The organism is Billgrantia hypersalina (genome assembly GCF_052584175.1).
The window spans coordinates 385,415-399,072 of sequence record NZ_JBMIQI010000011.1 but is presented as its reverse complement, the minus strand read 5'-3'; the positions used below and the strand labels follow the sequence as shown (position 1 = coordinate 399,072).

The following is a 13,658-nucleotide window of genomic DNA, read 5'->3' as shown; positions in this document are numbered from 1 at the left end:
ACTGGCCTACGTTCGCTACGCCTGGAAGAACAGATCTCCCTGTCGCTGGCGCCGCTCATGCTCTACCAGCCAGCGCTTGCGCGGCAGTCCACCGCCATAGCCGGTGAGGGTGCCATTGGCGCCGATGACCCGATGACACGGCACGACGATGGCTACCGGGTTGGCCCCGTTGGCCAGGCCCACGGCGCGGCTGGCGCCGGGGCGACCGATCTTCGCGGCCAGCTCGCCATAGCTGATCGTGGTGCCTGCCGGAATCTGGCGCAGTGCTTGCCACACCCGGCGCTGAAACTCGCTACCGCCGGTGGCCACCGGCACGTCACCGAGATAGGAAGGATCCCCGGCAAAGTAGGCCTCCAGCGCCTGACGGATCGACGCCGGTGCGACACCCTCGATGAGCGCGTAGTGGCGATAATGGCGTGCCAGCAGGCGATGCAACCGCTCATCGTGACCCTCGAACTCCAGGGCCCGCAGCGCTCCCTGATCATCACCGACCAGGCGCAGCTCGCCCACCGGGGAGGGCAGTCGCTCAAGCCAGAGTCGCATCGCGCTGCTCCTGTTGCGGATTCGCTGACGTGGTAGCCGCATCGGCATGCCATAGGTGCATCACGGCGTAGGCGCGCCACGGCCGCCAGGCCTCGGCGCGCGCAAGCAGTTCACGCGGCGTGGGGCGCCGGCCCTGCTCTGTCAATGCCCGTTGCAGCGCCACGTCGGTGGGCAGGAAGGCATCGTGCTCCTGCAGCCCACGCATGGCGATGTAGTGCGCCGTCCATTCACCGATGCCGGGCAGTTCACACAGCTGAATCACGGTCTCGTCGAGGTTCCGGTGGCGAGCAAAGAGCCGTGGTCGCTCACGGTAGGCAGCCGCCAGCGCCACCAGGGCAGCGGCCCGCGCGGTGGGCATGCCGAGCGCCTTGATGTCATCGAAGGAAAAGCGCTCGGGGAGAGGAAATAGCCGCACTAGGCCGGTTTCATCTCGATTCGCCAAGGGTTCGCCCAGGCGTTCGACGAGTCGACCGGCCAGCCGCGTGGCGGCATCGACGCTGACCTGCTGGCCGAGAATGGCCCGCACGGCGATCTCGAAAGGATCCCACCCTCCCGGAACGCGCAACCCCGGCCGCTGCTCTATCAATGGCGCCAGTGCCGGGTCGCGAACGAGCCCCCGGCGTATCGCCTCGGAGTCGGCCTGTAGGTCGAAGAGCTGCCGCAGCCGGGCAATAACGTCCGGCAAGGCCGCAAGTTCGGACAGCCGGATCGAAGCCTCCAAGGCGTTGTCAGCCGGAACATGCCTCACGCTGACGCTGCCGACCGCACCGTCTGTGCGGAAGACCCGGTGGTAGCCCTCCCCGTCGATGCGCTCGAGCCCGGGTATCGTCCGCCGGGCCAGGAAGGCCAGGATCGCCTGCCAGTCATAGGGTGGCCGGTACGACAGGTGCCGCGTCACCACGAACATGGGAACGTCTCCGCAGCAGTGGGTTTCGGGCGAGTGGTTCATGGCTCCATTCTAGCCGGAACAGAAGCGCTGTTCGGGGTTTTTCGCGCCCGCTTCTCAACGCCATAGTGGCTCCCCGAAACTTCGTCGTACTGGCCCTTAGCAATGGGCCAGTCAGCCCGCACACTTGGCAGGACCATCAATACGGAAACGACAAGGAGAAGACCGATGACCGTACGCCCCGCGACCCCGAACGATCTCGATCCGCTCAGCGAACTGCTTGATGGCTATCGCCGCTTCTACCGGCAGGCGCCGGACGTGCAGGCTGCCAGGCGCTTCCTCGAGGCACGCCTGGAACAGGGCGACTCCTACCTCCTGGTACACGAAGGGCCGAAGGGAGAGCTACAAGGCTTCGTGCAGCTCTACCCGCTACTCTCCACCGTCCGCCTGGCGCCGCTGTGGCTGCTCAACGACCTGTTCGTCGCGCCCGAGGCGCGCCGCGGCGGCGTGGGGCGCGCCCTGATGTCGGCCGCCCGGGAGCTGGCCGAAGCACATGGCGTCGGCCACCTCAAGCTCGCCACCGAAATAGATAACCGCACCGCCCAGGCGCTCTACGAATCGCTCGGCTGGCAACGTGATACCACCTTTTATCACTATGGCTTGCTGTTCGACGCGACGACGAGGCAGCGCTGACAGGAGGCACCATGTACATTCCTCAAGCGATGCGCCTGGAGCGCGAGCAGGCCTGGGAGCTGATCGAACAGTATGACTTTGCCGCCCTGGTCGGTTCCGACCTGCAGGCCACTCACCTACCCCTCCTGCTCGACCGCAGCGAAGGCGAGCTGGGCACACTCTATGGCCACTTCGCCCGCGCCAACCCGCACTGGCGAACACTCGGCGGCAACCGGGCGTTGGCGATCTTCAGCGGCCCGCATGCCTATGTCTCGCCGACCTGGTACGCCACTCGCCCCGCCGTGCCCACCTGGAACTATCTGGCCGTGCACGCCACGGGCACCCTCGAACTGTTGGAGACAGACGCCACGCAGGCTCTGCTCGACCGCAGCCTGGCGCACTACGAGCCCGCCCTGCTCGAGTCGTTGTCACGCGAACGCGCCTACCTGGAGAAAATGCAGGCCGGCGTGGTCGGCTTTCGCCTTCGCATCGAGACGCTACAGGGCAAGGCCAAGCTCGGCCGCCAGCGCTCCCAGGCCGACCAGGCGGGCGTCGAGGTGGCCTTGTCCGAGAGCCGCGACCCGCAGGCCCGCCAATTGTGGCGCTACATGCAACGGCTGGCCGGCGAGGATAACGGAACATGACGCCTACCGATGTGAACCGCAACGAATACGGCCAACCGGTCGGCTTCACCCTGCCCGCCTGGCGGCCGGCCCGTCGGCCTGGCCGGACCCCGCTGACGGGCCGACTGGCCCACCTCGAACCACTTGCCATCGAGCGCCATGCCGATTCGCTGCATGCTGCTTTCCTGTTGCCCGGCGAGGGCCCGCACGACGCCCCCGCGGCGCGCTGGACCTACGTCGGCGGCATGCCATTCGCCGATGCCGGGCAGTGCCGTACCTGGCTGGCGGCCAGGGCGGAAAGTGACGACCCGCTGTTCTTCGCTATCGTCGAACCGGCTTCCGGTCGGGCCCTGGGCCTGGCCAGCTATCTCAATATCGTGCCCGAACACGGCAGCATCGAAGTCGGCCACCTGCATTTCTCCCCGATGCTAAGACGTACGCCGGCAGCCACCGAGGCCATGCTGCTGCTGATGCGCCACGCCTTCGAACTGGGCTACCGGCGCTACGAGTGGAAGTGCGATGCGTTCAACGCCGCCTCGCGCCGTGCCGCAGAGCGCCTGGGTTTTCGCTTCGAAGGTATCTTCCGGCAGCACCGCGTGGCGAACGGCCGCAATCGCGACACCGCCTGGTTCTCCCTGCTGGATAGCGAGTGGCCAACCATCGAGGCGCGCCTGGAACGCTGGCTCGCACCGGAGAACTTCGACGCCCAGGGCCGACAACGACGTTCGCTGTCGTCGCTGCAGAAGGGCCGCTAAGCCGGTTGGTTCTTCTCCAGGGCGCCCCAGGCCTGGGCCAGCCACCCGCCGGCCCGTTCGATCTCGGCCTCCACGGTGCCGGCGTAACCCAACACCAGGCCAGGGCGCCCCGGAGAGGCGAGATAATAGCTCGATAGCGGCGACAGCGAGATGCCTTCCTGTCGGGCCCGCTCGACCAGGCTGCGCTCGTGGCCGGGATCGTCGAGCCAGGCCACCAGATGCATGCCGGCCTGCCCTTCGGATAGCCGCAGGCCACGCGCCACCGCCGGTGCCAGCGCCTTGCGCAGCAGGGCTTGGCGCCTGCGGTAACAGTCGCGCATGCGCCGAATGTGGCGCGAGAAATGCCCCCGCACGATGAAGTCGGCCAGCGCGGCCTGGACGGCATACTGCCCCTCGCGATGAAGCCGGGCATTGGCCTGGCGAAACGGCTCGACCAACAGCTCCGGCAGCACCAGGTAGCCCAGGCGGAGGCCGGGATACATCACCTTGCTGAAGGTGCCGACATAGATGACCCGTGCGTGCTCCACCAGCCCCTGCAGGGCCGCGATGGGTCGCTGGCCGTAGCGAAACTCGCTGTCGTAGTCGTCCTCCACGATCCAGGCACCGTGCCGCTCGGCAGCGTCGAGCAGCGACAGCCGCCGCGCCAGGCTCATGGTCGTCCCGCTGGGGTACTGGTGCGAAGGCGTGACGTAGATCAGGCGCGGATGTCCCGGCTCGGAAAGCGCCTCCACGTTCATGCCTTGGTCGTCTACCGGTACCGGCGTCACGCGGAGCCCGGCTGCCGCGAAACAGGCCTGGGCACCGTGGTAGCCGGGCTCCTCGAGCCATACCTCATCGCCGCTGTCGCTAAGCAGTCGCACGATCAGCTCGAAGCCCTGCTGGGCTCCCTGCACGATCAGGATCTGGTCGGGGCGGCATCTCACCGAGCGGGAAAGCTGGAGGTAGTCGGCCAACGCCTGGCGCAATGCCGGCACGCCGCCCTGAGCCTGGTAGGCGAGCCAGTCCATCGGCATGCGATGCAGATGTCGGCGCACCGCCTCTGCCATTGGTCGTGGGGGAAGCGATCCAGCGCGGGCACACCGGGAACGAAGGCGGGAAAACGATCCTGACGGGCATGACAGAAGCCAAGCAGTGCCGTGCCACGCGAAGAGAGCCGCATCTCGCCAGCCTGTGCCGGCAGCGGAGTAGCCACGTCGGCCATTGTCGCAGGCAGGAACGGCAGGTCGGCAACGAACGTCCCTGAACCATGGCGGGTCACCAGGAAGCCTTCAGCCAGCAGCTGGTCGAAGACGGCAAGCAGCGTATTGCGGCCCAGACCCAGTTCGCGGGCCAGCTGACGGGTAGAAGGAAGCCGCTGGCCGCTGGCAAGATGCCCCGCCTGGATCCACTCGCGCAGGGCGTGATAGAGACGCGAGGTCAAGGGCTGGGGCGACGGCTCGCCCAGCATCAGGCCCAACGCCTCGACGAGCCCGTCGGCGCGCTCCAGGGGCGCCGTGGCACGTTTCGGCATGAACTCAGCGAGCCGGCTCATCCGCCACGACCCGATTGCGACCCGCCCGCTTGCCTTGGTAGAGATTCTGGTCGGCGCGGTGAAGAATGGCTTCCACCGTCTCTTCCGTGTCACGGAAGGCGGAGACGCCGCAGGTGATGGAAACGCCGAAGCCTCTCCCCGCCTCCAAGGTGAATTCCTGCTCCTGTACCAGCTGGCGCACCTTCTCCGCCACCCGGGTCGCCTCCTCGAGCTCAGTGTCCGGCAGCAGGAGAGCGAATTCCTCGCCGCCAAGGCGTGCCGGAGTGTCGCTGGTCCTCAGCCTCTCGCGCAGCAGCTTGCCCACGCACACCAAGGTCTGGTCGCCGGCCGGGTGGCCATGGGTATCGTTGATTCGCTTGAAGTGGTCGAAGTCGAACAGCACCACCGAGGCCGTCCTGCCATGCCGGCGATAGCGGGCCAGCTCCTGAACCAGACGCTGCATGAAATAGCGACGGTTGAACAGCCCCGTGAGTTCGTCGGTGCGCGACAGCTGTCTCAAGCGCAGCTCCAGGCGCTTCTGCTCAGTGATGTCGCGCACCGTGCCGATCAGGATCTGCTCGTCCCCCTCGGGAACGTAATCGGCCAGCTCATGTACCCAGCGCACCTCGCCATCGGGACGCACGATTCGATGCTCTACGTCGTGGATGCCACTTTCTTGGGCGCGCCACATGCTGGCTTCGACACTTTCGAGGTCGTCGGGATGTACCATGGCCTTGAAGGCACGAATGCTGGGAGTGAACGTGCTGAGACTGACGCCGAAGATGTCATAGATGACATCGGACCAGTAGAGTTCGTTTCTCTTGAGACTGGCGCGCCAGTAGCCCAGCCGGGCAATCTGCTGAATGCGATGCAGGGTGCGGTTGAGACGCACAATCTCCTCGCGCGCCTTCTCGAGTTCATGCCGTACCCGTTGGCAGTCGTCAACGGAAGAATCGCCGCCACGCGCCTCTCCGGTTGAGCGCTCCTGTTCGTTGCTGTTGTTCGAGCCCTTCATGACATCTCTGCGGCGACTTCGAGACAAGATGGGATGCAGCATACCTCTTGCGCTACGGGACGACCAACGCTGCTTGGACGATGCGCTTTCCACGGCTCGTTCGGCTGGCTCCGGTATGTGCCGCAGATGTTTCGAAAGCCCCCTGGCGCCTGCCTGCATCATGGCGCGATGGTTCCATAACACCAAAGGGCGGGCCACTTGCGATAACAGGTTCAGCCAGGGCCGTACCGTGCAAACCCGCCACAGGTAGCGAACCCGAGTGCCGGCGTTAGTCTCGTGCAGTAGCCATGTGCCGGTACCGATCACGTCGCCGCTCGCCAAGCCTTCGATCAGGCAGGGCTTTTGAACATGGGTGATGCGAATGTCGAAGCGCAGGTAATAGCCCAACCGGCTTTTCCAGATGAAACGCTGGGTGCGCCCAATGCCCCCGTCGTCACCGGCCTCGAGCAGCTGGACATCGACCAGCCCGGGCCACCAGTCGGGCCAGTGAAGCGAATCGGTCAGGGTGTCGAAAACGTCACCGAGCGGCGCTGCGATATGCCAGGTAGTGTCGAAATGGAAGCGTGCCATGAACACTCCTCACCGCGAGCTTCAAGGCGAAAAATGCTCAGCAGGCAAATCAGGATCGAGGGTCACGTCTTCCAGGTGCACGCTTTCGAGCCGCTCCCCTCGCCGGTCGTAGCTCATCACTCTGAGCGGGAAGAGTGTCTCGTCATCGAGCCAGAGATCGTAGCGCGCCACCTCATGCATCGCCCGACCGGGTTCGGCCTCCACCACCACATGCTGCACCGGACGCCCGTCGAGGTCCGTCGACTCCAGGCGGCGCGCACTGCCATGTTGCTGCAACTGCTGCACGTTGCGTAGCAGCGTACCCACGTCCGACTGGTCCACGCGATGCCCGCGCGAACTACGCACCATGCGGTTGGTGGGGCGCAGGGAGAGCCCCGGCCGCCTGCCCGGCGAGCCAAAGGGCCACAGCTGCACCTTGCCGGTATCGGGGCGGTAGATCAGCACCGCTCCGCGGTAGGGAGACGCCATGTCCATGCGCACGTAACCCGGGGCCCGGTAACTGTAGCGAATGACCTCCTCGCCCCCGTCACCCTGGCTGCGCAGGGTGAGACGATAACTTCGCAGCGCATCGACGCGCGCGAGCGACGCGGCAACCGGGTCTTCCTCCACGGTACCGCTCATGGCAACCAGTAGCAGTGGCAGCATGCTGAGTCTCCTCGCCCATCCCTCTCTGAGCCTAGCAGGGCCACGGCGGCAGGCGAGGAGTGGTGCATGCTATCGTAATGGTATTTCCCACCATGGAGAGGACAGATGAAATACCTCGGTGCCCATGTGAGTGCCGCCGGCGGGCCCGACCAGGCCGTGCTCCGCGCCGTCGAGATCGGCGCCGACGCCTTCGCCCTGTTCACCAAGAACCAGCGCCAGTGGCGCGCCAAGCCCCTCGACGACGCTACCATCGAAGCCTTTCGCAGCGCCTGTCGGGAGCACGGCTTCGGCCCAGGGCAGATCCTCCCCCACGACAGTTACCTGATCAATCTCGGCCACCCGGACAAGGCGGGGCTGGAGAAGTCGCGCACCGCCTTCCTCGACGAGATGCAACGCTGCGAACAGCTCAACCTCAGCCTGCTCAATTTCCACCCGGGCAGTCATCTCAGAAAGATCAGCGAAAGCGAATGCCTGACTCGCATTGCCGACTCGATCAACCATGCCCTTGCCGAGACGCGTGGCGTCACGGCGGTGATAGAGAACACCGCCGGTCAAGGCACTAACCTGGGTTGGCGCTTCGAGCATCTGGCCGAGATCATCGAGCAGGTCGACGACAAGTCGCGGGTCGGCGTGTGCATCGACACTTGCCACGCCTTCGCTGCCGGCTACGACCTGCGCACTCCCGAGGCCTGCACCGCCACGCTCGACGAGTTCGGCAAGGTGGTCGGCTTCGAGTACTTGCGCGGCATGCACCTCAACGATGCCAAGAGCGAATACGCCAGCCGTGTCGACCGCCACCACAGCCTGGGCCAGGGCAATATCGGCCTCGATGCCTTCACCACCCTGATGCGCGACCCGCGCATCGACGACATCCCCCTGATATTGGAGACCATCGAACCCGAGATCTGGGCCGAGGAGATCGCATGGCTGCGCGCCCAGGCGGCAGGCGATTGAATGTACGCCGACAGGCAGGGGAGGTTGCACTCCCCTCTCCTTCCGGCCACTCAATCCAGCGCAACCGCTTGCGCATAGTCCCGGGCGGTACGCCCCTGGCGCAGCGTTTCGGCCCACCAGGCGAGCCTCGCCAGCAGGGTCCGCATCCCCCGCTCGTATCGGGCGGCCTGCAGCGGCTGGCCCTGCTCGTCGAACTGCTCCCAGGCGTTGGGGAACATCACCCCGTCGCGAATGCCTACCGCATGCAGCTCGGCAAAGACATTGCGCAGATGCTCCACCGCTCGTAGCCCGCCCGAGGCGCCACCGTAGGAGACGAAGGCCACCGGCTTGGCCTGCCACTGCGCCTTGTAGCCATCGATCAGCGTCTTGAGCGCAGCGGGATAAGAGTGGTTGTACTCGGGCGTGACCACCACGAAGGCATCCGCCTCGGCGAGGCGCTCGGCAAACGCCGAGGCAGCTTCTGCGGCGGGGTCGATTACTACTACGTCGAACGTCTCCCGACGCCGAATCTGGTTCACGGTCCACTGCCCGACGGTATCGCAGAACCGTCCTTCCCTCACGCTGCCATAGATCACGGCCACCTTGAGCGTATCGTGCATCGTCTGTCCTCCTTCGGTATGCGATGCCGTGACAATACGACCTCAAGCTAAGTTGAGGTCAAAAGGAAGCGTTTCGATGCCCTCGATAGGCTGCGGCTATTGTCAATCGCAACGAGACCCACCCGGCCAGGAGTCGGCGAAACAGACGACACCAGCTTATAGCGAAGCGTTAAAACTTAATCGCTGCCATTGGGTCAAAGCATTTGTCGGCCAGCGAGAAAGCTGCCACCCTCATTTCATCGGCCGCCTCTCGTAGGGACAGTGACGTCCCGAGGGTCGCCCCATCCACCCGCAGGAGGACATGCGCATGGGTATCATCGAATTGCTGACCGTGAGCGTGGCCGCAGTGGCGCTGTTGGCTGTGGCCTACGCCCGGAGCGAGAAGCAGAGGCACCCCGTTCGCAAGGAAGTGCGTATCGAGGATCATGAGCGCGAACCTTACCGGAATCGCAGGCGGCGCTAACCACCAACGCATGCAGATCGCAGCCCCCGGCGCCTCAGGCGCCGGGGGCTGATTCATTTGGACTCTGCCATACGGCCCTGCGCGCCCGGGCGAGTATCGTCGCTGGCGGATGGTGCCGAGGCAGGGAGAAGATGGCCGGGCCCGCGACGCAGCAGTTGCTGTACCTGCCACTTCTCCTCGGCGGGCAAGGTTTCCAGAAAATGCACTTCGCCGTTCTGCAGTACCGCCTCCGGCACGCCGTCGCGATAAAGGAGGCGATTGCCCGATACCGCCGGCAGGCGCGTGCCGGGTGCAAGGATGCCCACCAGATTGAGCGGATCGGCGGCGGAAACGGCTACACGGGTGCCGTCGGGCTCGTGCCGGCGCATGGCCTTGAGCGCGCCCACGGCTTCGGCCAGGGCAAACTGCTCACCGGCGAACTGCTGTACGAAGCGGCCGCCGCGAATCTCGCCCCGCGCCTCCAGCCGTCGATAGACGTAAAGCAGCTCGCGCCACGGCGGTAGCGCCGGCTCGCGCTCCAACACGCGGCGGAACACCACGCCGTAGCGCTCCAGCAGTATCCAGGCGATGTGCTCCAGGCTTTCGAGGTCGGTACTGATGCGGCGCTTCGCGACAGGCTCATCTCGTTCAGGTGCGGGCAGCCATGACCAGCGCCCGGCGGCATCCACCCCCGGTGCGTAACGCCGCCGCCGCCTACCGCTCGCGGCGATCGGCGGACGCTTGCTGGCCGGGGCGATCAGCGCGCGCAGGCCGGTGAAGCTGTCGGAAGTGACCAGGCCCCATGAAGCCAACTCACCCAGCGCCTCCTCGACTTGTGTGCGCAGCATGCGCGTGGGGCCGAGCAGGTCGGCGAAGAACATCGCTCCGCCGCCTTGCAGCGCCTCGAGGACACGGCGTGCGCCGCCGGAGAGCGGCAGCGCCTCGACATCCGGTGCCGGGGCGGCCTGCCGCCAGTCAGCCAGCGCCTGACGTTCGATGAGCGCCACCGGCGTATTGCGCAGCGGCCCCGGGCGCTGGCGCTCATCGCCTTCGGCAAGCCGCGGCGGCAGCAGGCGAAGCCAGATGAAGCGCCCGCTAGCGAGCAACTGATCGAGCATATGAGGGGTAAAGTCGGCCACCCGCGCCGGCAGTACCTCGCTCTCCCAGGCGCCTGCCGCCACCGGAAAGCCCTCCAGGCGCTCCACTGCCCCGGCCAGCGCCTCGGGGCCTTCAGTACGCTCGACGAGCCCGTGCCAGTCGAGCAGGAAACGCAGGTAGTGCTGGATGCTCACCGGTTCGATCTCGGCACGGCGGCGATCGATGGCGTAACGGTGCATGCGCGCCAGCAGGCGCCGCTCGCACCAAGCCACCTCGCTGCGGCCCAGGAACGCACCCTGCAGCACGAAGCCTTCCACTTCGAGAAGCGCCAGCGCGGCCATGGTGCGCTCCAGTGTGACGCCAAGGGGCGCAGCCAGGCTTGCCGCCGTGACCGGTCCCAGCGTTTCCAGGCGTGAGCGCACCAGTTCAAGCAACGCTTCGTCGGGGGTTGCCGGGCCCTCGCCCACGGCTTCAACAGGTGGCTCGAAGGGGGCCTCGGGATGGAGCGCCAGCAGCTCGCCCAACCGCTCCGCCGCCACCCACAGCGGCTCACCGCCGGGTGGTCTGATGACAGTGGTGCGCCGGGTGGCGGCAAGGGTGTCGAACCAGGGCCGCCAGTCGTCTTCGGTCTCGTGCTCAGCGATGAAGCCGCTCATGACCAGCGCGTCATGCAGCTCGTCGGCATCGCGCGGTACAGGCCAGGCCTCCTCGCGCACCCGGGCCACCACCTCGGGGGCGTAACGCGCTGAAGCCGCAGCATCGGCCACGTCGAGCATATCTCCGGTGCGCACGCTGAGGGTGCGCCGCTCCTCCTGGGCGCCGTCGTCGAGGAAGGCGTAGGGGCGTGCGTTGACCACCTCTTCCGACAGCGGCGAAGGCACCGCCAGGTCGCGCCCGCTGACGGCGATCTCGCCGGCTTCCAGGCGAGCCAGCAGCCGCTCCAGGGCGTCGATGTCCATGGCGTCGGTCAGGCAGTCATGCAGGGTCTGGTTGACCAGCGGGTGGTCGGGCAGCTCGCGTGCCCCGGCCAGGTTCTCGGCGCAGGCGAGCTGATCGGGGAACACCACCGAGAGCAGGTCCTCGGAATCCTGGCGCTGCAATTGCGGCGGTCGGCGCCTGCCATTGCGCGTGCGCGGCACGGCGAGCCCCACCGAGGCGTTCCAGCGCCAGCGCAGTCCGAACATCGGCGCGTCGAGTAGCGCCTGGATCAGCACCTCGCGCACCGTCTTGCTGTTGAGGTAGGTCCACACCTCGTCGAGGGGAAAGCTGTGGGTCGGGCCCAGCGACAGCACGATGCTGTCCTCCAGCGCCGCCGCCTGCAGCTCGAAGTTGAACTTGCGACAGAAACGCTTGCGCAGCGCCAGGCCCCAGGCGCGGTTGAGCTTGGAGCCGAACGGCGAGTGCAGCACCAGGTGCATGTCGCCGGCCTCGTCGAAGAAGCGCTCCAGCACCAGGTGCTGCTGGGAAGGGATAACGCCTAGCGCAGCCCGTGCCACGGCCAGATAGCGCACCAACTGCTCGGCCGCGGCGGGCACCAGGGCGTACTCGTTTTCCAGCCACGCTTGGGCATCGCTCTCGTCGCCCTCGGCCAGCTGCCGATCGATACCCTCACGCAGCCGCGACACCGCCTGCGAGAGCTCCGCGGTTCGCGCCGGCGCCTCGCCGAACCAGAACGGAATGCTCGGCGGTGCCCCGCGGGCATCCTCCACGAAGAGCTTGCCGGTGGCGAGCTTCAGGATGCGGTAGGCCTGGTTGCCGAGCTGGAAGATGTCGCCCGGCATACTCTCGAAGGCGAAGTCCTCGTTGACGGTACCGACACGAATCTCCTCGGGCTGCAGGATCACGTCGTAGTCGAAGTGGTCGGGAATCGCCCCGCCATTGGTCAGTGCCACCAGCCGCGCATTGCGTCGTGGGCGCAGGCGGCCGTTGACCCGGTCGCGGTGCAGGTAGGCGCCGCGCCGCCCGCGTCGGGTGGTGTAGCCGTCGGCGAGCATCTGCACCACGTTATCGAAGCTCTCCTGAGTCAGCGCGCGGTAAGGCCAGGCCGCCTTTATCCGCCCGAACAGTTCAGCCTCGTCGGTCTCCCCCGCCCCGGCAACCTCGGCGACGATCTGCTGGGCCAACACGTCGAGCGGCCCTTCGGGGATGTGTAGCCGGTCGAGCTCGCCTGCCTGCACCGCACCCATGAGGGCCGTGCATTCCACCAGGTCGTCGCGGGTCAGCGGGAACAGCCGCCCCTTGGGCACACGCCCCACCCCGTGGCCGGAGCGCCCCACGCGCTGCAGGAAAGCCGACATCGAGCGCGGCGAGCCGAGCTGACTGACCAGGTCCACCTCGCCGATGTCGATGCCGAGTTCCAGCGAGGCGGTGGCCACCAGCGCGCGCAACTCACCCTGCTTGAGACGCTGTTCCGCCGCCAGGCGGTGCTCGCGGGCCAGGCTACCGTGGTGCGAGGTCACCCACGCCTCGCCCAGGCGGTCGGCCAGATAGCGCGCCACCCGCTCGCAGACCCGCCGGGTATTGGCGAAGATCAGCGTAGTGCGATGCTCGCGCACCAGCGCCGCCAGGCGGTCGTAGACCTCCTCCCACACCTCGTTGGCCATGATCGCGGTAAGCGGCGAGCCGGTGACTTCGATGGCCAGGTCGCGCTCGCGTACGTGGCCGGTGTCAATGATGGTGCAGTCGGCGCCGCCAGCGAGAAATGCCGCCACCGCCTCGACCGGCTTCTGCGTCGCCGAGAGCCCGATGCGTTGTGGCGGCGTTGCCGTCAGCCCGGCCAGACGCTCCAGCGACAGCGCCAGGTGCGAGCCGCGCTTGGTACCGGCCACCGCATGGATCTCGTCGACGATCACCGTGCGCACGCTCGTCAGCATGCGACGCCCCGACTCGGACGTCAGCAACACGTAGAGCGATTCCGGCGTGGTGACCACAATATGCGGCGGGCGCTTGCGCATGCGCTCACGCTCCGACGACGAGGTATCGCCGGTGCGCACCCAGGCACGAATCTCTGGGGCTTCCTGACCCTCGGCCTTCAGCCCCTCGCCGATACCGGCGATGGGCAGCTGCAGGTTGCGCTGAATGTCGTTGGAAAGCGCGCGCAACGGCGACACGTAGAGCACCACCGTTTCATCGGACAGTTCGCTCTCGAGCCCGCGGCGCACCAGGGCATCGATGGCGGCAAGAAACGCTGCCAACGTCTTGCCCGAACCGGTTGGCGCGGCGATCAGCACGTGGCCGCCCGCGCCAATGGCCGGCCAGGCGCGCGCCTGGACCTCGGTGGGCGCACCGAGATCGCGTTCGAACCAGTCACTAACAGCGGGATGAAAGACATCGAGCGGCATGGGCG

At 66.7% G+C, this 13,658-nt stretch carries 11 protein-coding genes and 1 pseudogene; 5 read left to right on the top strand and 7 right to left on the bottom strand.

Annotated features, from left to right (window positions below):
* Positions 1 to 15: 15 nt before the first annotated feature.
* Positions 16 to 543: a methylated-DNA--[protein]-cysteine S-methyltransferase gene (ogt, locus tag ACOJCM_RS08970; protein WP_445211715.1), complete on the bottom strand. Its 528-nt coding sequence runs from the start codon at positions 541 to 543 to the stop codon at positions 16 to 18.
* Positions 527 to 1,492, bottom strand: a complete 966-nt coding sequence (locus tag ACOJCM_RS08965; protein ID WP_445211714.1) for a DNA-3-methyladenine glycosylase family protein — start codon at positions 1,490 to 1,492, stop codon at positions 527 to 529. Before ACOJCM_RS08965 ends, ogt begins: the two co-directional genes overlap by 17 nt.
* A gap of 165 nt (positions 1,493 to 1,657) precedes the next feature.
* Here ACOJCM_RS08965 and ACOJCM_RS08960 point away from each other — a divergent pair, with 165 nt between their 5' ends.
* From ACOJCM_RS08960 to ACOJCM_RS08950, 3 genes are read left to right on the top strand one after another with little or no spacing between them, the layout of a single operon-like run.
* Positions 1,658 to 2,122 carry a GNAT family N-acetyltransferase gene (locus ACOJCM_RS08960; RefSeq protein WP_445211713.1) on the top strand — a complete coding sequence of 155 codons (465 nt, stop codon included), beginning with the start codon at positions 1,658 to 1,660 and terminating at the stop codon, positions 2,120 to 2,122.
* A gap of 11 nt (positions 2,123 to 2,133) precedes the next feature.
* Positions 2,134 to 2,745, top strand: coding sequence for an FMN-binding negative transcriptional regulator (locus ACOJCM_RS08955; RefSeq protein WP_445211712.1), 612 nt, complete (start codon positions 2,134 to 2,136; stop codon positions 2,743 to 2,745).
* Entirely contained in the window at positions 2,742 to 3,479 is a 738-nt protein-coding gene (locus tag ACOJCM_RS08950) for a GNAT family N-acetyltransferase (protein ID WP_445211711.1), read from the top strand. The genes ACOJCM_RS08955 and ACOJCM_RS08950 overlap by 4 nt, the downstream gene beginning before the upstream one ends.
* Here ACOJCM_RS08950 and pdxR read toward each other — a convergent pair.
* From pdxR to ACOJCM_RS08935, 3 genes and pseudogenes are all read right to left on the bottom strand, one after another.
* A pseudogene (pdxR, locus tag ACOJCM_RS08945) lies at positions 3,476 to 4,989 on the bottom strand (MocR-like pyridoxine biosynthesis transcription factor PdxR). The gene ACOJCM_RS08950 and the pseudogene pdxR overlap by 4 nt on opposite strands.
* Before the next feature lie 4 nt (positions 4,990 to 4,993).
* Positions 4,994 to 6,574, bottom strand: coding sequence for a diguanylate cyclase (locus ACOJCM_RS08940; RefSeq protein WP_445211710.1), 1,581 nt, complete (start codon positions 6,572 to 6,574; stop codon positions 4,994 to 4,996).
* Positions 6,575 to 6,595: 21 nt separating this feature from the next.
* Complete coding sequence (locus ACOJCM_RS08935) at positions 6,596 to 7,219, bottom strand: LolA family protein (protein ID WP_445211709.1); 624 nt, start codon at positions 7,217 to 7,219, stop codon at positions 6,596 to 6,598.
* Positions 7,220 to 7,324: 105 nt separating this feature from the next.
* Here ACOJCM_RS08935 and nfo point away from each other — a divergent pair, with 105 nt between their 5' ends.
* The gene (gene nfo, locus ACOJCM_RS08930) at positions 7,325 to 8,173 is read left to right on the top strand and encodes a deoxyribonuclease IV (protein WP_445211708.1); all 849 of its coding nucleotides are present in this window, start codon (positions 7,325 to 7,327) and stop codon (positions 8,171 to 8,173) included.
* A 50-nt stretch (positions 8,174 to 8,223) separates the two neighbouring features.
* Here nfo and ACOJCM_RS08925 read toward each other — a convergent pair whose 3' ends face one another.
* Complete coding sequence (locus ACOJCM_RS08925) at positions 8,224 to 8,772, bottom strand: NADPH-dependent FMN reductase (RefSeq protein ID WP_445211707.1); 549 nt, start codon at positions 8,770 to 8,772, stop codon at positions 8,224 to 8,226.
* A 307-nt stretch (positions 8,773 to 9,079) separates the two neighbouring features.
* On the opposite strand from ACOJCM_RS08925, the gene ACOJCM_RS08920 reads away from it, so the two are divergent.
* Complete coding sequence (locus ACOJCM_RS08920) at positions 9,080 to 9,235, top strand: hypothetical protein (RefSeq protein ID WP_445211706.1); 156 nt, start codon at positions 9,080 to 9,082, stop codon at positions 9,233 to 9,235.
* A gap of 53 nt (positions 9,236 to 9,288) precedes the next feature.
* Here ACOJCM_RS08920 and ACOJCM_RS08915 read toward each other — a convergent pair whose 3' ends face one another.
* A complete protein-coding gene (locus ACOJCM_RS08915; RefSeq protein WP_445211705.1) occupies positions 9,289 to 13,653 on the bottom strand; it encodes a DEAD/DEAH box helicase in 4,365 nt (1,454 codons plus the stop codon).
* Positions 13,654 to 13,658: the final 5 nt, after the last annotated feature.